18 protein-coding genes are annotated in these 19320 nt (G+C 75.1%); 10 read left to right on the forward strand and 8 right to left on the reverse strand.

The annotated features are described in order from the left end of the window. Positions 1 to 352, forward strand: a 352-nt coding sequence (locus PKA89_RS08720) for a hypothetical protein (protein ID WP_324418608.1), incomplete at its 5' end; no start/stop codon positions are given. A 15-nt stretch (positions 353 to 367) separates the two neighbouring features. On the opposite strand, the gene PKA89_RS08725 is transcribed toward PKA89_RS08720, so the two are convergent. The 4 genes from PKA89_RS08725 to PKA89_RS08740 form a co-directional block, all read right to left on the reverse strand. Further along, positions 368 to 982 (reverse strand): hypothetical protein, encoded by a 615-nt coding sequence (locus tag PKA89_RS08725; protein WP_324418610.1) that lies wholly within the window; start codon positions 980 to 982, stop codon positions 368 to 370. A 107-nt stretch (positions 983 to 1089) separates the two neighbouring features. Next, positions 1090 to 2019 carry a DMT family transporter gene (locus tag PKA89_RS08730; RefSeq protein WP_324418612.1) on the reverse strand — a complete coding sequence of 310 codons (930 nt, stop codon included), beginning with the start codon at positions 2017 to 2019 and terminating at the stop codon, positions 1090 to 1092. Between the two features lie 6 nt (positions 2020 to 2025). Beyond that, a complete protein-coding gene (gene pknB / locus PKA89_RS08735) occupies positions 2026 to 3930 on the reverse strand; it encodes a Stk1 family PASTA domain-containing Ser/Thr kinase (protein WP_324418614.1) in 1905 nt (634 codons plus the stop codon). A 50-nt stretch (positions 3931 to 3980) separates the two neighbouring features. Beyond that, a complete protein-coding gene (locus tag PKA89_RS08740) occupies positions 3981 to 5087 on the reverse strand; it encodes a LysM peptidoglycan-binding domain-containing protein (RefSeq protein WP_324418616.1) in 1107 nt (368 codons plus the stop codon). A gap of 165 nt (positions 5088 to 5252) precedes the next feature. On the opposite strand from PKA89_RS08740, the gene PKA89_RS08745 reads away from it, so the two are divergent. Beyond that, entirely contained in the window at positions 5253 to 5636 is a 384-nt protein-coding gene (locus tag PKA89_RS08745; protein WP_324418619.1) for an Rv2175c family DNA-binding protein, read from the forward strand. Between the two features lie 19 nt (positions 5637 to 5655). Here PKA89_RS08745 and PKA89_RS08750 read toward each other — a convergent pair whose 3' ends face one another. Beyond that, positions 5656 to 6741, reverse strand: a complete 1086-nt coding sequence (locus PKA89_RS08750; protein WP_324418621.1) for a polyprenyl synthetase family protein — start codon at positions 6739 to 6741, stop codon at positions 5656 to 5658. Positions 6742 to 6834: 93 nt separating this feature from the next. On the opposite strand from PKA89_RS08750, the gene metF reads away from it, so the two are divergent. Next, positions 6835 to 7740: a methylenetetrahydrofolate reductase [NAD(P)H] gene (gene metF, locus PKA89_RS08755; protein WP_324418623.1), complete on the forward strand. Its 906-nt coding sequence runs from the start codon at positions 6835 to 6837 to the stop codon at positions 7738 to 7740. 162 nt (positions 7741 to 7902) lie between these two features. Here metF and PKA89_RS08760 read toward each other — a convergent pair whose 3' ends face one another. Next, the gene (locus tag PKA89_RS08760; protein WP_324418626.1) at positions 7903 to 8442 is read right to left on the reverse strand and encodes a YbaK/EbsC family protein; all 540 of its coding nucleotides are present in this window, start codon (positions 8440 to 8442) and stop codon (positions 7903 to 7905) included. Between the two features lie 182 nt (positions 8443 to 8624). On the opposite strand from PKA89_RS08760, the gene PKA89_RS08765 reads away from it, so the two are divergent. From PKA89_RS08765 to PKA89_RS08790, 6 genes are all read left to right on the forward strand, one after another. Continuing rightward, positions 8625 to 8984, forward strand: coding sequence for a DUF6504 family protein (locus PKA89_RS08765; protein WP_324418628.1), 360 nt, complete (start codon positions 8625 to 8627; stop codon positions 8982 to 8984). Between the two features lie 15 nt (positions 8985 to 8999). Further along, positions 9000 to 9413 carry an SAV_6107 family HEPN domain-containing protein gene (locus PKA89_RS08770; RefSeq protein WP_324418630.1) on the forward strand — a complete coding sequence of 138 codons (414 nt, stop codon included), beginning with the start codon at positions 9000 to 9002 and terminating at the stop codon, positions 9411 to 9413. 8 nt (positions 9414 to 9421) lie between these two features. Then, positions 9422 to 13381 (forward strand): DNA polymerase III subunit alpha, encoded by a 3960-nt coding sequence (dnaE, locus tag PKA89_RS08775; RefSeq protein WP_324418632.1) that lies wholly within the window; start codon positions 9422 to 9424, stop codon positions 13379 to 13381. A gap of 42 nt (positions 13382 to 13423) precedes the next feature. Next, positions 13424 to 14194, forward strand: a complete 771-nt coding sequence (locus PKA89_RS08780; protein ID WP_324418634.1) for a methyltransferase domain-containing protein — start codon at positions 13424 to 13426, stop codon at positions 14192 to 14194. 231 nt (positions 14195 to 14425) lie between these two features. After that, entirely contained in the window at positions 14426 to 15682 is a 1257-nt protein-coding gene (gene dinB, locus PKA89_RS08785) for a DNA polymerase IV (protein WP_324418636.1), read from the forward strand. Positions 15683 to 15741: 59 nt separating this feature from the next. Further along, positions 15742 to 16131: a DUF3040 domain-containing protein gene (locus PKA89_RS08790; protein WP_324418638.1), complete on the forward strand. Its 390-nt coding sequence runs from the start codon at positions 15742 to 15744 to the stop codon at positions 16129 to 16131. A 21-nt stretch (positions 16132 to 16152) separates the two neighbouring features. Here PKA89_RS08790 and PKA89_RS08795 read toward each other — a convergent pair whose 3' ends face one another. Together PKA89_RS08795 and PKA89_RS08800 are read right to left on the reverse strand one after the other, a co-directional pair. Beyond that, positions 16153 to 16647 carry a DUF456 domain-containing protein gene (locus tag PKA89_RS08795; protein ID WP_324418640.1) on the reverse strand — a complete coding sequence of 165 codons (495 nt, stop codon included), beginning with the start codon at positions 16645 to 16647 and terminating at the stop codon, positions 16153 to 16155. A gap of 14 nt (positions 16648 to 16661) precedes the next feature. Beyond that, complete coding sequence (locus PKA89_RS08800) at positions 16662 to 16877, reverse strand: hypothetical protein (RefSeq protein WP_324418642.1); 216 nt, start codon at positions 16875 to 16877, stop codon at positions 16662 to 16664. 226 nt (positions 16878 to 17103) lie between these two features. On the opposite strand from PKA89_RS08800, the gene PKA89_RS08805 reads away from it, so the two are divergent. Further along, positions 17104 to 19230, forward strand: coding sequence for a DNA topoisomerase IV subunit B (locus tag PKA89_RS08805; protein ID WP_324418644.1), 2127 nt, complete (start codon positions 17104 to 17106; stop codon positions 19228 to 19230). Positions 19231 to 19320: the final 90 nt, after the last annotated feature.

Here is a 19320-nt window from a genome sequence, read left to right on the forward strand (position 1 = left end):
GGGGTGCCAGCCTCGCCTCGTGCGACCCGTGCCGACCCATCCTCCCTACGACCAGCTCCTCGCGACCGCCGAGTGGGTCGCTGACGCGCGTCCCGAGGTCGACCGGGAGATGGCCCGTGAGGTGTTCGCCGAGGCCGCGACCCTGCTCCACGACGGCCTGGTACTCGACGATCTCGACGAGCACGACGCGAGCGCTGTGGGCACCGGGCTGTGCCTCGACCTCGTGTCACCGGACCCGGGAGCGGCCCTCCGCGAGCGGGCCCGGCTCGTCACCGAGACCCCGGGCGACCTGCACGATCCGGAGTCGGTCGCCCGCTGCTACGCGATCATCGTTCGCCTCTTCCAGCTCTGACCGGGACGACGCCGGTCAGTTCTCCTGGGGCGCACGCGCGATGGCGAACGGGTCGTCGTCGAAGGTCTCGTCGTCTTCACCGTCGTGGGTGAAAAGAGTCGTCACGAAGCGGACCTGCTCGAGGCCGGGGGTCTCGTCGAGCCGGTGGACCGCGTCGCCGTGAATGATCTCACTGGCGGCGCTCACGACGTCCTGCACGCGGAAGGCGGCGTCCTCGTCGGTGTCGTCGCTCCAGTGCGCCAGGTAGCCGCGGCGACCGGACTCCATGAGCGCGTCCGGGTCGGTGACGCGGTAGTCCCAGCGCCCGACGACCGTGAGGACCGGCCCGCTGGCGTCGTCCGGCTCGTCCTCGACCTCGTCCTCCTCGTCGTCCCAGGCGTCGACGCCCAACGGGGAGATACCGGTGAGGTCGAACGCGGCGTCGTCGAACGCGGCCGCCACGGAGCGCAGCCGATCCGAGATGTCGACCAGGTCCGGGAGCTCGGCCTGGCGTCCCTCAAGCGTCGAAAGCGCCTCGACGTAGTGGTTGACGGCGGTTCGCACCTCGTCGGCGCGGGCCAGCAAGACCTGCCTGGCCTCCGGGCTCCACTGGTCCGGACCGTCGTCCAGGGCGTCCGCCTCGTCGTCCATGCGGCGATTGTAGACGGATGCGTCGCAAGGGTTTCGAGGTCGCGCGACATGCCGACCGGCGGACCCGCACGTCCGCATGTCGCGAGACCTCGACTCCGTGTCGGGCCTCAGACGTCGTGGTGGAGGGCCTCGACCGGCGGGTCCTCGGCCGCCGTCGCACCTCGGAGCCGGCGGCGCGAGAGCATCCCGCGCAGCTCGACGAGGTACATCGACGCGACGACGAGGCCACCACCGAGGAGCAGCCGCGCGGTCGCCGACTCACCGCCGAGCAGGACCGCGAAGAACGCCGCGAACACCGGCTCCATCGCCATGACGATGGCCGCCCGGGTCGCGGTGAGGTGCGCCTGCGCCCAGGTCTGCGCCCACAGGGCGGCGGCGCCCGCGACGAGGGCCATGTAGAGCACCGAGGCCCACTGCCCACCCCCGGAGGGGAGGGTGAGCCCGCCGGGCACGGCCGCGACGGCGGCGACGACGGCGATGACCGCGGCCTGGACGGTGGCGAGCCCGACGGCCGCCCGCGGTGTGGACCAGCGGCCGAGGACGATGATGTGCCCGGCGTAGAGGACCGCCGAGGCGAGCGTGACACCCTCGCCGTAGCCGACCGCGAGGCCACGCAGCGACAGGACCGCCAGCCCGGCCGTCGTGAGCAGCACCGCGACCCAGGTGACGCCGTCGACCCGGTCGCGCAGCAGGAGTGCGCCGAGCACCGGCGTGAGGACGACGTAGGTGCCGGTGACGAACCCGCTGACCGACGCGTCCGTGTGCTGCAGCCCGACCGTCTGGAGGACCTGCGCGAGCCCGTAGAGCACCCCGAGCCCGACGCCGAGGCGTACGTCGCGGCGGGAGAGCGCCAGGGTCTGCCGGCGGAAGACGGCGCCCATGACGAGGGCCGCGATGGCGAAGCGGACGGCGAGGAAGTCGGCCGGCGGCACTGACACGACGAGGTCGCGGATGAGGAAGAAGGTCGAGCCCCAGACGGCCGTGACGAAGAGCAGGAGGAGCGTCGCCACGCGGGCGAGGCGGGGGGAGTCGGGCACCGGCGGTCAGACGATCGTGACGGTGACCGTGCTGCCCTTGGGCGCCTGCCCCCGGTCCGGGTCCTGGAACCGGACGGTGCCGAAGATGCCGCCGAGGGCCTTCTCGACCACCACCTTGAAGCCGGCGGCCTCGAGGATGCGGCGGGCGTCGTCGACCTGCTTGCCGATGACGTCCGGCACGTCGACCATCACCGGCCCCTTGGAGACCACGAGGGTGACCTTGTCGCCCTTGAACAGCGTCCCGTCGCGCGGGGACTGGCTGATGACGTCACCCTTGGCGACGGTGTCGCTGTTCTCCTGCTGCGTGGCGTCGACGGTGAGGCCGAGCTTGGCGAGCGCCTGCTGGGCCTCGCTCGCCTTCTTGCCGGTGAAGTCCGGGACCTTGATCGGCTGGCGTCCCCGGGAGACGACGAGGGCGACCGCCGCGCCTCGCTTGAGCTGGGTCCCGGCCTTCGGCGTGCTCGAGACGACCTGGCCGTCCGGGACGGTGTCGGAGTAGGCCTGGGTGACCTTGCCGAGGGTGAGGTTGGTCAACGCGAGCTGTCGCCTGGCCTCGGCCGTGCTCGAGCCGGCGAGGTCGGGCACGGCGTAGCGCTCCGGTCCCTTGGACACCGTGACGATCACCTCGGAACCGCGGCGCACCGACGCCCCGACCCCCGGGTCGACCTGCACGACCGTGCCGGCGGCGACCGTCTCCGAGAACGCCTGGGCCACCGTGGGGTCCAGGTGGGCGTCGCGCAGGGCGGCCACGGCCTGGGCCTGCGGCCGGTCGAGGACCGACGGCACGGTGGTCGTGGCGCCCGGGCCGAGGAGGAAGAACCACCCGGTGGCGGCGGCGAGGAGGGCGGCCACGAGGGCGGCCGGCCACCACGAGCGGCGCCGCCGCCCGTCGTCGAGGACGACGCCCTCGAGCGGGCGCGGCTCGAGCGCGATGGCCGTCGTGCGCGCGGAGTCGCCGGTGGCGAGCGCGGTGCGACCGCGCACGGGCAGGGCCGCCGTGGCGGTCGGGGTGCTCACCGCCGCGGCCGCGGCGACCCCGGCCGGGCGGGCGTCGAGGACGGCCGGGGTGAGGCTGGCCCGGGTGCGCCGGACCAGTTGGAGCAGCTCGGCGGCGTCGGCGGGGCGCTCGTCGGGGTCGCGGGCGGTCGCCACGGCGACGAGGTCGTCGAGGGCCGGCGGCAGGCCCTCCACCCGGGAGGACGGCGCCGGCACCCCACCGTGGACGTGCTGGTACGCGACGTGGATCGGGGTCTCTCCGGTGAACGCCTTGGTCCCGGTGAGCATCTCGAAGAGGACGAGCCCGGTGGCGTAGACGTCGGAACGGGCGTCGGCGATGCCGCGCTCGACCTGCTCGGGGGAGAGGTAGGCCACGGTGCCCAGCAGCACGCCGGACGAGCTCGTCATCGTCTGGCTCGAGACGGCGCGGGCCAGGCCGAAGTCGGCCACCTTGACCGTGCCGTTGTCGTTGATGATGACGTTCTCGGGCTTGACGTCGCGGTGGATGAGGCCCTTGTGGTGCGCCTCCGCGAGGGCCATGAGCACCGGCTCGACGAGGTCGAGCGCGGCTCGCGGCGACAGGCTGCCCTCCTCGTTGAGGACGTCACGGAGGGTGACGCCGGGGACGAGCTCCATCGCGAGGAAGACCTGCCCGTCGTCCTCGCCCTGGTCGTAGACGGCGACGACGTTGGGGTGGGAGAGCGCCGCCGCCGAGCGCGCCTCGCGCCGGAAGCGGCTGACGAAGGTCTCGTCGTGGACGAGGTGCGGCCGCATCACCTTGAGCGCGACCTCGCGCTCGAGCCGCTCGTCGACGGCGAGGTAGACCGTGGCCATCCCGCCCTCGGCGATCCGCGACAGCACGCGGTAGCGGCCGTCGAGGGTGCGCCCGATGAGCGCGTCGCCGGTGGATGACACCGTAGGAGTGTACGTAGTCACGACCTGTCCCCCGTCTCGCCGCCCACGCGTCACATGGTGCGGCGCAGCTGGAGGATGGTGCGCACGTAGGCCTTGGTGTCGGCGTACATCCCGTGCTGCTGCACCGACGCCAGGCCCTGGTAGTACCCCGCGACGGCCTGCTCGGTGCTCGAGGAGGCCCGGCCCAGGGCGCGGAGCATGACGACGCCGGCCGTGATGTTGTCCCGGGTGTCGAGCAGGTCGAGGCGCCGGCCGACGAGGCTCGAGGCCCAGTCGCCGCCGGAGGGGATGACCTGCATGACGCCGACCGCGTTCGCCGGCGAGACCATCCGCTGGTTCCATCCCGACTCGTTGTACGCGACCGCGAGGGCGAGGCGCGGGTCGACCCCGTGCCGGCGGGCGGTCTCGGCGACGAGCCGGCGGGTCTCGGACCGGCTCGGCACCGACCGCTTGGCGAGGAGGTCGTGGTTGCGGCGCGCGGCGGCGACGACGGCCGCCGGGTACCGCACCCCGTTGAAGGTGTCGGACACGGCGTGGGCGGCCGAGACGGGGACCCGCAGCCGCTGGCCGACCTGGAGCAGCGACCCGGGGGAGACCCGGCTCGCGCGCGCGAGGTCGGCGACGGTGACGTCGAACCGGGCGGCGATGCCGCTCAGCGTGTCGCCGGGGCGGACCGTGTAGGTCTTCGTCGCCGGCGTCGTGGCCTTCCGGGCGCTCGCCTTCGTGGCGGACGACGCGACCGCGCCGCCGCGGACGACGACCCGGTCGCCCGGGTGGATGATGCTGGCGGCGGAGAGACGGTTGGCCTTGAGCAGCCCGGCGAGGGAGACGCGGTAGTGGGCCGCGATGTGGCTCATCGTCTCGCCGGCCCGGACGACGTGCACGGTGCGGGCCACGTCGGGCGCCGTGCGGGCGGGGGCGGTGCGCGGGACGGCGACGCGGTCGCCGGCGTGGATCAGCCCGGGGTGGCGCAGCCCGTTGTGGCTCGCGAGCACCCCGACCGTCGTCCCGAACCGGCGGGCGATGCCGTCGAGCGTGTCCCCGTCGTGCACGACGTACGTCGACCATCCGTGCGGGGCGACGCGCCCGGCCACCGGCGCGGCGGTGTGGACGTGCTCGACGGGCGGTGCGGCGGGCGGGGGAGCGGCGGCGACCATGTCACGGGGTCCTGTTCGTCGGGTGTGGTGCTGCAGTGCGTCGTGGGGCCTGTGTGATAACTGGGGCCCACGGTACCGGAGTGACCAGTGATGTGTGTGGTGAAACCGAGGCCGGACGCCCGGGGCCGAGGACCCGACGGGCCACCGCTGTGGCACGCTGGCGCCGTGAGCGAGACCCCGACCGACCCCGTCGCCGACCTCGAGACCGTCGTCCCGGCCTGGCTGACCGTCCCCGACCTCGCGGAGCGGCTCGGCCTGCGGCTGTCCGCCGTGCGGACCCTCCCCGCGGGCCGTCAGCTGCTGGCCCTCCGCCGGGGCCCCAACCGCGCGGTCTCCGTGCCCGCCGGCTTCGTCGACGACGACGGGCCGCTGCCGGCCCTCAAGGGCACCTTCACCGTCCTCGCCGACGGCGGGATGGACGACGTCGAGATCATCCGCTGGCTGCACACCCCGGACACCACGCTCCCGGTGGAGGGCAGCCCGCTCGACGCCATCCGCGCCGGCTTCAAGACCGAGGTGCGCCGGCGCGCCATGGAGGAGGCCTTCTAGCCTCCCGGGGCCCGCGGGCTCAGGCCGTGCGGGCGGTCGCCGTCGCGACGAGCTCGAGCAGCACCCGGCGGGCCTCCGGCTCGAGGGCCGGGGCCGCGGCGAGCGCGGCGCGGGCGGAGTCGGCGAGCCGGGCGATCTCGTCCTCGAGAAGCCCGACCGCCCCCGACCCGGTGATGATGCCGCGCAGCTCGTCGACGTCGGCGTGGCCGAGGTCGGAGCGGCCGACGAGGTGCTCCACCCGCTCGCGCTCGCCGGAGCCGACGCCCGCGAGGGCGCGGGCGAGGAGCACGGTGCGCTTGCCCTCGCGCAGGTCGTCGCCGGCCGGCTTGCCCGTCTCGTCGGGGTCGCCGAAGACCCCGAGCAGGTCGTCGCGCAGCTGGAACGCCTGGCCGACGTCGAGGCCGTAGCGCGAGAGGGCCTCGAGGCCGGCGGGGTCCAGCCCGCCGACCGTCGCGCCGATGAGGAGCGGGTGCTCGACCGTGTACTTGGCGCTCTTGTACCGGATGACGCGGCCGGCGCGGGCGACCCGCTCGTCGTCGGGCAGGCCGTCCCAGGGCCGCACCGACTCGACGACGTCGAGGAACTGGCCGGCCATCAGCTGGGTGCGCATCCGGTCGAAGACGGGACGGCCCCGGGCGAGGTCGGGGGCGGGGAGGCCGCAGGTGGCGTAGAGCTCGTCGGTCCAGGTGAGGCAGAGGTTGCCGGCGAGGACGGCCCCGGCGAGGCCGAAGCGGGCGTCGTCGCCGGACCAGCCGCGGTCGACGTGCCGGGTCGCGAGCGCTCGGTGCGCCGCCGGACGGCCGCGCCGGGTGTCCGAGTCGTCCATCACGTCGTCGTGGATGAGGGCCGCGGCCTGGAACAGCTCCATCGCCGAGGCGAGCCGGACGAGCGGGTCGGAGTCGGGGAGCCCGGCGGCCCGGGCTCCCCAGTAGAGGAAGGCCGCCCGCAGCCGCTTGCCCCCGCGCAGCAGGTCACCGACGGCGTGGAGGAGGTCCTCGACGTCCGGGCCGAGCTCGGCGAGCACCCCGGCCTGGGTGGCCAGCTCGTCGTCGAGGACGCGCTGGACCCGCCGCCGCAGGTCGGCGGTGTCGAGCACGCTGGTCACGCGAGGGCTCCTGGCTGGTCGGCGGGGGCCGGCGGTCGGTCGGATACCGGCGCCCCGAGCCTACGGTGTCGGGCCTCGCGTACCCTCGCCGCCATGGCCCACTACGGCGGAGGAGGGCGCCCGGAGCACCTCGTGGCGTCCATCCCGGCACGCCTGCGCGAGGACCGGCCGGCCGTGAGCTTCGAGTTCTTCCCCCCGAAGGACGACGCCGCCGAGACCCAGCTGTGGGACGCCGTCCGGCGCCTCGAGCGGGTCCGGCCGGCGTTCGTGTCGGTCACCTACGGCGCCGGCGGCACGAGCCAGGACCGCACCGTCCGGGTCACCGGCCGCATCGCCGACGAGACCTCGCTGACGCCCTTGGCGCACCTGACCTGCGTCGGGCAGTCGGTCGCCGACCTGCGTCGCGTCGTGGGGAACTACGCCGCGTCCGGGGTCCGCAACGTGCTCGCCCTGCGCGGAGACCCGCCGGGGGACGTCGGCGGCACCTGGACCCCGCACCCGGACGGCCTCGACCACGCCGAGCACCTCGTCCGGCTGGTCCGCGGGCTCGGCGACTTCACCGTCGGGGTCGCGGCCTTCCCCGACGTGCACCCGGACAGCCCCGACCTCGACCACGACGTCGAGGTGCTCGTGCGCAAGGCCGACGCGGGGGCGCAGTTCGCGATCACCCAGATGGTCTTCGACGCCGACACCTACCTGCGGCTGCGCGACCGGGTCGCCGCCCGGCGCGACCTGCCGGTGACGCCCGGGCTGATGCCGGTGACCAACGTCCGGCAGATCCAGCGGATGTCCGAGCTGATGGGCACGCCGCTGCCGCCGCAGGTGGTCGCGCGGCTCGAGGCGGTCAAGGACGACCCGGCCGCAGTGCGGGCCGTCGGGGTGCAGATCGCCGTCGAGCTCGGCCGGCGGATGCTCGACGAGGGCGCGCCGGGGCTGCACTTCATCACGATGAACCGCTCGACGGCGACGCTCGAGGTGCACGAGGCACTCGGCCTCTGAGCTGCGGCCCCTCGTCCGGCCGGGAGGCGGGCGGTCGCGACGACCGGCCGACGACACGGAACGGGGACGTCGGCCGGTCGGACGCGCACGGGAGAGCGACCTGCGTGCCCTTCGTGTCGTCGGTCCGTCGCGACCCGGTCGGCACCTCACGATCCCGAGGGGTCAGGCGACGTCCATCGGCTGGCCGCCGGTGATCCGGATCAGCTCGTCGTAGGTCGTCGCGAAGACGGCGTGGCTGTGCCCGGCCGCCGCCCAGACGCGGTCGTAACGGCCGAGCGTCACGTCGACGACGGTGCGCAGGTGCCGGGGGTGGCCGACCGGGGCGACACCGCCGATCGCCATCCCGGTGTGCTCGCGGACGAAGTCGGGGTCGGCCCGGTCGAGCGAGGCCACCTCGAGCAGGCTCGCGACCTTGGCGGTGTCGACCCGGTGGCCCCCCGAGGCGAGGACGAGCAGCGGCTCGACGGTGCCGTCGGGGTGCGTCGCGGCGAAGACGAGGCTGTTCGCGATCTCGGCCGGGGTGACCCCGAGCGCGTCGGCGGCGGCCTGCGCGGTGCGCACCGCGCCGGGCAGCTGGCGCAGCTCGGGGCGGACGTGGTGGAGGGCGAGGGTCTCGAGCACCGTGGCGACGCGGCGGTGCGCGGTGAGGTCGCGCTGCGGGGCGGGGTCCTCGGGGGCCACGCCGACGGGCTCGGGCGTCATGACCGGAGCGTAGTGACCCGGCGCACCGGGTGCCCGCGGCTCGCCGAACCGCTTGACGGGACGTCGGGACCGGGGGGTACAGTGGTGGAGTGATCGAACACGCGTTCGATCACTCCACCACCGGGGTCGGCCGGCGGGCGGCCTGCCCACCGGGCGCTCGGTGCTGCCCGCGGGAGGTCCCCATGGTACGTCGGCACGACGAGCCGGTCCGGGTCCGGGCGGCGGCTCCCGCGGGGGTGGCTCCCGCGGGGGTGGCTCCCGCCGGGGTGGCTCCCGCCGGGGCGGCCCCCGACGGGGCGGTGGGGACGCAGGACGTCCCGCGCTCCTTCGTCTGGCGCGGGCGCCGCTACACCGTGTGCGCGGTGCTCGACGCCTGGCAGGAGCGGCGGGCCTGGTGGCGCGGGGTCGGCGAGGACGCCGCGCCCGGCGACACCGAACGGCGGGTGTGGCGGGTCGAGGCCCGTCCGCCGGCCGGCCCGGTCGGGGTCTTCGACCTCGGCCGCGACGACGACCACTGGCTCCTCCTGCGGGCCCACGACTGAGAGGGACCAGACCCGATGCCCCACGCCGCGACCACCCTCGACCTCCTCGAGCGCTCCCACGAGGCCCTCGCCTCCGGGTACGCGGCCGGCCGGGCGGGCGAGCGCTACCTCGAGGCCTCGCTCGCCGCGCTGCGGGCCGCGGCGGCGCTGCTCGCGGCCCGTCCCGTCCCGGCCACGCCCGGGGCCGGCCCGCACGACGTCTGGGTGCTCCTCGCCCGCACCGCCCCCGAGCTCGCCGAGTGGGCCGAGCGGTTCGCCGCCGTCACCGGGCAGCGGGTCGGGGTCGAGACCGGGTTGGTGCGGGTCGGCGCCCGCGAGGCCGACGACCTGCTGCGCGAGGCCGAGACCTTCGTCGACCTCGTCGCGGCGCGCCTCGGCGTCCCCGTCGCCCACGGTGCCCGACGGCTGGCCCCCGTCCGCTCCGCCTGAGGCCGGCCGTGTCCGCCGCCGACGGCTTCGCCCACCTCCACGTCGCCTCGGGCTTCTCGATGCGCTACGGCGCCTCGATGCCCGAGGACCTCGTCGCCCGTGCCACCGACCTCGGCCAGGGCGCGCTCGCGCTCACCGACCGCGACGGCCTCTACGGCGCGGTCCGGTTCGCGCAGGCGTGCGGCGCGGCCGGCATCGACCCGCTCCTCGGGGTCGACCTCGCCGTCGAGGAGCTGCTGCCCGTCCCGCGGGCCGCCCGCACCCGCACCCCGGTGCGCGGCGGCGCCGTCGTCGACCCGCGCCGGCCCCGGGTCACCGTCCTCGCCAGGGGCGGCGCCGGGGGAGTGGCCGCCGGCGCCGGCTGGGCGGCGCTCTGCCGGCTCGTCACCGAGACCCACCTGCGCGGCGAGCGCGGGGTCCCCGTGACGACGCCCGCCCTCCTCGCCCGCTGGTCCGCGCCCGGCGGCGACGACACCGCGGCCCCGGCGCGCCTCGCCGTCCTCCTCGGTCCCGACTCCGACGTCGGGCGGGCCGTCCTCGCCGGGCAGCGCGAGCGGGCCCGCGACCTCCTCGCCCGGTGGCGGGCGCTGCTCCCGCGCGACGCGCTCGTCCTCGAGGTCGTCCTCCACGGCGGTCCCGAGGGCACCCCCGGCTGCCGCAGCCACGCCGCCCGCCTCCTCGCCCTCGCCGACGCCGCGGGCGTCCCGGCCGTCCTCACCGCCGCCGCCCGGCACGCCGAGCCCGGGCAGGTGCGCACCGTCGACGTCCTCGACGCCGCGCGCCGGCTCGTCGTCCTCGACTCCCGCCACCTCGACCGCGTCACCGACGCCGGCCACCTCGCCCCGACCGCCGACATGCACGCCCGGGCGCTCACCGTCGCCGGCGGCGACACCGCCCGCGCCGAGCGGCTCCTCGCGATGACCGCCCGGCTGGCCACCGAGTGCGTCCAGCACGCCCGCGACGACCTCGGCATCGGCGCGGTCCACCTGCCCGAGCCCGAGGTCCTCGGCATCGCCCCCGGCACCGACCCGATGGACGTCCTCACCCAGCGCTGCCGGGCCGGGGTCGCGCGGCGTTACCCCGGGGCGTCCGCGGTGCACCTCGAGGTCGTCCACGACCGGCTCGACGCCGAGCTCACCGTCATCCGCTCGCTCGGCTACCCCACGTACTTCCTCACCGTCGCCGAGGTCACCGACCTCATCCGCGAGCGCGGCGTCCGGGTGGCCGCCCGCGGCTCGGGCGCCGGCAGCCTCGTCAACCACCTGCTCGGCATCAGCGGCGTCGACCCGATCCGCCACCGCCTCCTCATGGAGCGGTTCTGCTCCCCGCTGCGCGCCGAGCTCCCCGACATCGACGTCGACGTCGAGTCCGCGCGCCGCACCGAGATCTACGAGGCGGTCCTCGAGCGGTTCGGCGGCGAGCGCGTCACGTGCGTCTCGATGATGGACACCTACAAGGTCCGGCACGCGGTCCGCGACGTCGGTGCGGCGCTCGGGATGCCCCCGCTCGAGGTCGACGAGATCGCGAAGGCGTTCCCGCACATCCGGGCCCGCGACGCCCGGCACGCCATCGCCGACCTCCCCGAGCTGCGCAGCCGCGGCCTGGACTCCCCGCGGATGGCCCAGTTCTTCGACCTCGTCGAGGCCCTCGACGGCCTGCCCCGCCACATCGCGCTGCACCCGTGCGGCGTCGTCCTGTCCAACGCCGGGATGCTCGACCGCACGCCGGTCGAGGCCTCCTGGCTCGGCTTCCCGATGAGCCAGTTCGACAAGGACGACGTCGAGACCCTCGGCTTCCTCAAGCTCGACGTCCTCGGCATCCGGATGCAGTCCTCGATGGCGCACGCGGTCGCCGAGGTCGAGCGGGTGAGCGGCGAGCACATCGACCTCGACGACGAGGCGCAGGTGCCGCTCGACGACCCCGACACCTTCGAGCTCATCCGCACCACCCGCACCCTCGGGATGTTCCAGATCGAGAGCCCCGGCCAGCGCGAGCTCGTCGGCAAGCTCGGCCCGACCGCCTTCGACGACCTGATCGTCGACATCTCGCTCTTCCGGCCCGGGCCGGTCAAGTCCGACATGATCACGCCGTTCCTCGAGTCCCGGCACGGCTGGCGCGAGCGGCGCTTCCTCCACCCGAGCCTCGTCCCGGCGCTCGAGGAGACCGAGGGCGTCGTCGTCTTCCACGAGCAGGTGCTGCTCATCGTCGCCGAGACCACCGGGGTCAGCCTCGCCCAGGCCGACGAGGTGCGCCGGTCGATGGGCACCCCGCGCGGCCAGGAGGAGGTCGAGGCGTGGTGGCGCCCGGCGGCGCAGGCCCGGGGCTACGCCGCCGAGGACCGCGACCGCATCTGGGAGGTGCTGAAGTCCTTCGCGTCCTTCGGGTTCTGCAAGGCGCACGCCGCGGCGTTCGCGCTGCCGACCTACCACTCGGCGTGGCTCAAGGCCCACCACCCGGCGGCCTTCCTCTCCGGCATCCTCACCCACGACCCGGGGATGTACCCGAAGCGGCTGCTCCTCGACGACGCCCGCTCCTTCGGCATCCCGGTGCTCGGCCTCGACGTCAACGCCTCCGGCGACACCTACCGCATCGAGCCGGTGCTCGAGCCGCTCGCCGACCACCCCGACGAACGACGAGAACATGCCGCCGGCCCGGGGGAGGAGACGGCACGTCCTCGTCGTTCGACCGGTGGACCGGGGTGGAAGCAGGACCCGCAGCCGTACGGCATCCGGCTCTCGCTCGCCGACGTCAAGGGCATCAGCGAAGCCGAGGTCGCCCGGGTCGTCGCCGGCCAGCCGTACTCCGACCTCGGCGACTTCTGGACCCGCGCCCGGGTCAGCCGGCCGGTCGTCGAGCGGCTCGTCCTCGCCGGCGCCTTCGACTCCCTCCACGGCACCGCCACCGGCGGCGGCCTCGGCCGGCGCGGCCGGGTCACCCGTCGCGACCTGCTCCTCCACGTCGCCGAGCTCGACCGCTGGGAGCGGGGTGGGGGCCGCGGCGGCACCCGGGGCGGCTCGCGCGGGAGCACCCGCCGCCGTGCCCTGCCGGCGTCGGCGGCCCGTGAGGTCGAACCCGCGGGCGTCGACGTCCGGGTCCGGGCCGCCGCGCAGTCGCAGGCGGCCCGCGAGGTCGTGCCCGCCGCCGAGCAGCCGACCCAGCTCACCCTCGACCTCGGCGACCGCCCGCGGCTCGTCGCCGGCACCGGCCTGCCCGAGATGACCGGCCCGGAGCGGGTGCGCGCCGAGCTCGACGTCCTCGGCCTCGACGTCTCGAACCACGTCGTCACCTTCTACGAGCCGCTGCTCACCGCGCTCGGGGTCACCCGCAGCCGCGACCTGCTCGCGGCCCGCAGCCGCTCCGAGGTGTGGGTCGCCGGGGTCAAGGTCGCGACCCAGACCCCGCCGGTGCGCTCCGGGCGCCGGGTGGTCTTCCTCACCCTCGACGACGGCACCGGCCCCTCCGACTGCACCTTCTTCGAGGACGTCCAGGGCCCCTACGCCGGAGTCGTCTTCCACTCCTGGATGCTCCTCGTGCGCGGCGTGCTGCGGCGCACCGGCGACCGCGGTGTCTCGATCCGGGCCACCGGTGCCTGGGAGCTCGCGGCGCTCTGGGACGCCTGGCAGCTCGGCGGGCTCGAGGCGGTGCACGCGGCGGTCGCGGCGGGGGAGGCCGAGGCCGTCGCCCGGGCCGAGGCCGCCGAGCACGCGGCCCGCGAGGCCGACGCGCGCACCGGGCGACGGGTCCTCGTCCACGCCTCGGGGTTCCGGCAGTCGCCGTACGCCGACACCCGCCCACCGGGCGCCGACCCGCGGGCCGGACGGGGGGCTCCGGTCCTCGACCACCCGGGGGGCCTGCCGCGCCCGGTCCCGGAGACGCCCCCGGGAGGGGTCGTGCCCGCGGCGGCCTCCGCCCCGGCGCTGCCCTCGCGCAAGCTGTGGCACGCGAGCCCCGGCAGCTCGGGACACTAGGGTGGGCACCGCACCAGCACCCCGCCCCCGAGGAGACCTCCCGTGCCCGACGACCGCGGCCGGCGCCCCGGCCCCAGCGGCCCGCGGACGACGGCGGTCCAGCGCGTCCTCGACGCCCACACCGAGCAGCAGCGGACCGCGCTCGGCCGGCCGTTGCGGGTCCTCGACCTCGGCGGCGGCACCGGCGGCACGGCCGTCCCGCTCGCCGTCGCCGGCCACGAGCTCACCGTCGTCGACCCCAGCCCCGACGCGCTCTTCTCGCTGCGTCGCCGGGCCGCCGAACGCGGCGTCGAGGACCACGTCCGGGCGCTCCAGGGCGACGCCGACACCGTCGGCTCCCTCGTCGGCGCCGATGCCCCCTTCGACCTCGTCTGCCTCCACGGCACCCTCGAGCTCGTCGACGACCCCGCGGCCGCCGTCGGGTCCGCCGCCGCGCTGCTCGCGCCCGGTGGCACGCTCAGCCTCGTCGTCGCCCAGCGGCTGCACGCGGTGCTCGGCAACGCCCTCGCCGGCCGGCTCGAGCGGGCCCGGGCCGTCCTCGAGCGCCCGGACGGCCGGTGGGGCGAGGACGACCCCGCACCACGCCGGTTCGACGAGGCCGCCGTCGTCACGCTCGTCGCGGCGCACGGGCTCACCCCGGTGCGCGTCCAGGGGGTGCGGGTCTTCGCCGACCTCGTCCCCTCCGCGCTGCTCGACTCCGAGGCCGACCGCGCCGCCCTCGACGCCCTCGAGGAGGCCGCGGCGGCCGACACCGACCACCCGCTCCTCGGCAGCCTCGGCAGCGCCCTGCACGTCCTCGCCACCCGCAGCTGAGGCGGCCACCACCGCCGTCACCGCCGCCGCCACCGCCGTCACCGCCACCCCCGCCGCCACCGCCGTCACCGCCGCCGTCACCGTCTCGCCCGACCTCCGTGACCACCCAGGACGCGGGCTACGGCGCAGTACGTGCTGCGATCACGACACGTACTGCGCCGTAGCCCGCGCCGTAGCCCGCGTCGTGGGCGGGGCGGCGGCGGGAATGCGCGGGCACCGGGGGAGCGCCCGGTGAGCCGGCGCCGGTTCGCGCTGCCCGAACGGGTCGCCGACGCCCCGCCGGACGACACCGGCTGCACCGTCCTCCACGTCGACATGGACGCCTTCTACGCGTCCGCGAGCCTCCTCGCGCACCCCGAGCTCGTCGGCACCCCGGTGATCATCGGCGGCGGCACCCGCGGCGTCGTCCTCTCGGCCACCTACGAGGCCCGCCGGTTCGGGGTGGCCAGCGCGATGCCGATGTCCCGCGCCCGCCGGCTCTGCCCGCAGGCCACCGTGCTGCGCCCCGACCACGACCTCTACGCGACGATCTCGGCCGGGGTGATGGAGACCTTCCGCTCGGTCACCCCGCACCTCGAGCCGCTCTCGCTCGACGAGGCCTTCCTCGACGTCTCGGGCGCGGTCCGGCGGCTCGGCAGCCCGGCGGCCATCGGCCGGATGATCCGCGACACCGTCCACGACGAGCAGGGCATCACCTGCTCGGTCGGGGTGGCCTCGAGCAAGTTCGTCGCCAAGCTCGCCTCCGGCCTGGCCAAGCCCGACGGCATGGTCGTCGTGCCCCGCGACGAGGTCGTCCCGTTCGTCCAGCAGCTGCCCGTCGCGGCGCTCTGGGGGGTCGGCGACCGCACCGAGGAGGCCCTCCTCCGGCTCGGCCTGCACACGGTCGCCGACATCGCCCACACCCCGCTGGCCACCCTCGAGCGGGCCCTCGGCCCGGCGACCGGCCGCCACCTCCACGAGCTCTCGTGGGGGCGCGACCCCCGGCCGGTCGAGCGCGAGCAGCGCGAGAAGAGCATCGGCAGCGACGAGACCTTCGAGGCCGACCTCGACGACGCCGTCGTCATCCGCCGCCACCTGCTCGCCCTCGCCGAGCGCACCGCGGGCCGCAGCCGGGCCGCCGGGATGACCGGGCGCACCGTCACCCTCAAGGTGAGGTTCAGCGACTTCACGACGACCACCCGGGCGCGCACCCTCCGCGAGCCGACCGACAGCGGGCGCACCGTCCACGCCACCGCCGTCTCCCTCTTCGACGCCCTCGGGCTGCAGCGGGCCCGCATCCGGCTCGTCGGGGTGCGGCTCTCCGGGCTCGTCCCGGCCACCCAGGCGCCGCTCCAGGGGGTCCTCGGCGAGCCGGAGCACGGCTGGCGGGACGCCGACCGCGCGGTCGACCGGGCCCGCGCGCGGTTCGGTTCGGGGGTGGTCCGGCCGGCCAGTCTCGTCCAACCTCGTCCATCGGCTTCCGTGGGGCGGGCTCGCGACATATCCTGAGGTCTCAGAGCAGTACGAGGGGTGCCCCCGGGCACCTCGGGCCGACCACGGGAGGATCTGTGCCCCTCTCAGACCACGAGCAGAAGATGCTCGAGCAGATGGAGCAGGCGCTCGCCGCCGAGGACCCGAAGTTCGCGTCGCAGATGAAGGGCGGCGGGCTGGGGTCGCTCCAGCGACGACGGTGGGTCGTCGGTGTCCTCGGGCTCCTCGCCGGTCTGGGACTGGTCCTCGTCGGCATCAGCACGACGATGTGGGTCGGCGCCGTCGGCTTCGCCCTCATGGTCGCCTCGGTCGCCTTCGCCGTCACCCCGCCGCGCAAGTCCCGCCGCCTCGGCGTCGTCGGCGAGGGCGGCACCGTCCAGCAGCCCAAGGGCGGCAAGGGCAAGCGCAAGAGCTCGCTCATGGACCGCCTCGACGAGCGCTGGGAGCGCCGCGAGAACAACTGGTGAGCCGCGACCTCCGACGACGGCTCAGGTGAGCAGCAGCCCGAGGACGTAGAGCCCCACGACGACGAGCGCCGCCGCGAGCTCGATGCCCATGCTCTGGGCCACCGCGACGACCGCGTGCCGGGTGCGCGCCCACGCCTCCCGGCGCGAGGCGCCCCGGCCGGTCTCGACGAGCCAGATGCCGAGCACGAAGCCGAGCAGCGCCCCGATGACCGGGACGACGAAGAAGCCCACGACCGCGAGCAGTAGCGCGAGCAGGAGGGTCGAGGTGCGGACCCCGCGCTCCTTCATCCGCCGCCCGGGGACCAGGTACTGCAGCACCCGGCCGGCGACCGCGACGACGACGGCGAGCGCGAGCAGCACCCACGCCGTCACCGTGTGCGTCGTCACCGCCCACACCGCGATGCCGGCGACGACGAGCAGGGTGCCGGGCAGGGCCGGGACGACGATCCCGACCAGCCCGAGCACCATGAGCAGCGGGGGCAGGACGAGCCAGATGTCGTCCTGCGTGGAGCTCACCGCGGAGGCGTTCGTCAGTCCTCGGTGACGACGACCTGCGGCTCGGTGAGCCGCTCGCTCTCGTCGATGATGTCGGCCTTGTCGACGAGGGCCGGCACGTGCTCACGGCCGTGGTGGGCGCAGAAGAGGAGCTCTCCGCCGGCGTGGAGGCGGGCGCGGACGTACGCCTGCGCTCCGCAGCGGTCGCAACGGTCCGCGGGGGTCAGGGTGGGTGCCAGTGCGGCGTTCACGTCGGCCTCCTCGGCTCGTCCATGGGGTGGTGCTGGTGGTTCGTGACGTCGACCCGGACGGATCGGCGCCTCGTGCAACAGTCAAGCACGCCGGATCCTTCCCACGGCGCAGGGGGCCACCAATGGGCCGGCCGGTGTCGAGATCGTGACCTTTCGGTCGAGCGACGGACCCCCCGGACGGTGCGCCTCTCCGGGCCCGTCGGGGCCGCCGGTTACCCTGCCTGACGTGCCGACGACCACCGCGAAGAAGGCCGCGACGAGCAAGTCCGCGTCCGAGTACACCGCCCACCACCTCCAGGTCCTCGAGGGCCTCGAGGCGGTGCGCAAGCGTCCCGGCATGTACATCGGCTCCACCGACTCCCGCGGCCTCATGCACTGCCTCTGGGAGATCATCGACAACTCCGTCGACGAGGCCCTCGGCGGCCACTGTGACCGGGTCGAGGTGGTCTTGCACGCCGACGGCTCGGTCGAGGTCGGCGACAACGGCCGCGGCGTCCCCGTCGACATCGAGCCGCGCACCGGCCTCACCGGCGTCGAGCTCGTCTACACGCGCCTGCACGCGGGCGGCAAGTTCGGCGGCGGCTCGTACACCGCCTCCGGCGGCCTGCACGGCGTCGGCGCGTCGGTCGTCAACGCCCTGTCCTCGCGCCTCGACGTCGAGGTCGACCGCGGCGGCAAGACCTACGCGATGAGCTTCCGGCGCGGCGAGCCCGGGGTCTTCTCCGACGTCGCCGGTGCCCACGGCCGCAAGGACCCCGAGCACGAGTTCACCCCGTACACCCGCACGAGCGACCTCGAGGTCGTCGGGAAGGCGAAGCGGGGGGTCACCGGCACCCGTGTGCGCTACTGGGCCGACCGGCAGATCTTCCTCAAGGACGCCACCTTCGACCTCGAGGGCCTGCTCGGGCGGGCGCGCCAGACCTCCTTCCTCGTCCCCGGTCTCACCATCGTCGTGCGCGACGAGCGCGGCGAGGAGCCGGTCGAGGAGGTCTTCCTCCACGACGGCGGCATCTCCGAGTTCTGCGACTACCTCGCCACCGAAGCCCCGGTCACCGACGTCTGGCGGCTCCAGGGCACCGGCACCTTCACCGAGACCGTGCCGGTCCTCGACGCCAAGGGCCACATGACCCCCACCGAGGTCGAGCGCGAGTGCGCCGTCGACGTCGCGGTGCGCTGGGGCACCGGCTACGACACGACGGTCCGCTCCTTCGTCAACATCATCGCCACCCCCAAGGGCGGCACCCACCTGGCGGGCTTCGAGCAGGCCCTGCTCAAGGTGCTGCGCAAGCAGGTCGAGACCAACGCCCGCCGGCTCAAGGCCGGCAGCGACAAGCTCGAGAAGGACGACGCCCTCGCCGGGCTGACCGCCGTCGTCACCGTGCGCCTCGCCGAGCCGCAGTTCGAGGGGCAGACCAAGGAGGTCCTCGGCACGGCCGCGGTCCGGGCCATCGTCGCCAAGGTCGTCGAGACCGAGCTCACCGGGCTGCTCACCTCGACCAGGCGGCCGGTCAAGCAGCAGGCGGCGAGCCTCCTCGAGAAGGTCGTCGCCGAGATGAAGTCACGCATCAGCGCGCGGCTGCACAAGGAGACCCAGCGCCGCAAGAGCGCCCTCGAGTCCTCGAGCCTGCCGGCCAAGCTCGCCGACTGCCGCAGCAGCGACCCCGAGCACACCGAGCTGTTCATCGTCGAGGGCGACAGTGCGCTCGGCACCGCGAAGCTCGCTCGCAGCAGCGACCACCAGGCCCTGCTGCCGATCCGGGGCAAGATCCTCAACGTCCAGAAGGCGTCGGTCACCGACATGCTCGGCAACGCCGAGTGCGCCTCGATCATCCAGGTCATCGGCGCCGGCTCCGGGCGCACCTTCGACCTCGAGTCGGCCCGCTACGGCAAGGTCATCATCATGACCGACGCCGACGTCGACGGCGCCCACATCCGCACCCTGCTGCTCACCCTCTTCTTCCGCTACATGCGCCCCCTCGTCGAGGCCGGCCGGGTCTACGCCGCGGTGCCGCCGCTGCACCGCATCGAGGTCGTCAACCCCGGCAGCAAGGCGAACGAGGTGATCTACACCTACTCCGAGGCCGAGATGCGCCGGACGATGGCCACGCTCGCCAAGCGCGGCCGCAGGACCAAGCCGATCCAGCGCTACAAGGGCCTCGGCGAGATGGACGCCGACCAGCTGGCCGAGACGACGATGGACCCCGCGCACCGCACGCTGCGCAAGGTCACCCTCGGCGACATCGAGGCCGCCGGGCGGGTCTTCGAGCTGCTCATGGGCGGCGAGGTCGGCCCGCGCAAGGACTTCATCATCGACAGCGCGGGTGCCCTCGACCGCGAGCGCATCGACGCCTGACCCCCGCTCCGTCCCTGTTGCCGGCGGTCGGCCGGTGGGTCACAGTGGTGCGACCGACGCCGCCGCCGGGGGCGTCCCGCCGAGGGGAGC

The organism is Phycicoccus sp., from assembly GCF_035325325.1.
In the GTDB taxonomy this organism is placed as follows: Bacteria; Actinomycetota; Actinomycetes; order Actinomycetales; family Dermatophilaceae; genus Phycicoccus.

Coding starts and splice junctions, on each gene's coding strand:
- PKA89_RS08770 (WP_324418630.1), top strand. CDS start 9,000: ATGCCCCACGCCGCGACCACCCTCGACCTCCTCGAGCGCTCCCACGAG.
- PKA89_RS08760 (WP_324418626.1), bottom strand. CDS start 8,442: ATGACGCCCGAGCCCGTCGGCGTGGCCCCCGAGGACCCCGCCCCGCAG.
- PKA89_RS08725 (WP_324418610.1), bottom strand. CDS start 982: ATGGACGACGAGGCGGACGCCCTGGACGACGGTCCGGACCAGTGGAGC.
- metF (WP_324418623.1), top strand. CDS start 6,835: ATGGCCCACTACGGCGGAGGAGGGCGCCCGGAGCACCTCGTGGCGTCC.
- PKA89_RS08740 (WP_324418616.1), bottom strand. CDS start 5,087: ATGGTCGCCGCCGCTCCCCCGCCCGCCGCACCGCCCGTCGAGCACGTC.
- PKA89_RS08765 (WP_324418628.1), top strand. CDS start 8,625: ATGGTACGTCGGCACGACGAGCCGGTCCGGGTCCGGGCGGCGGCTCCC.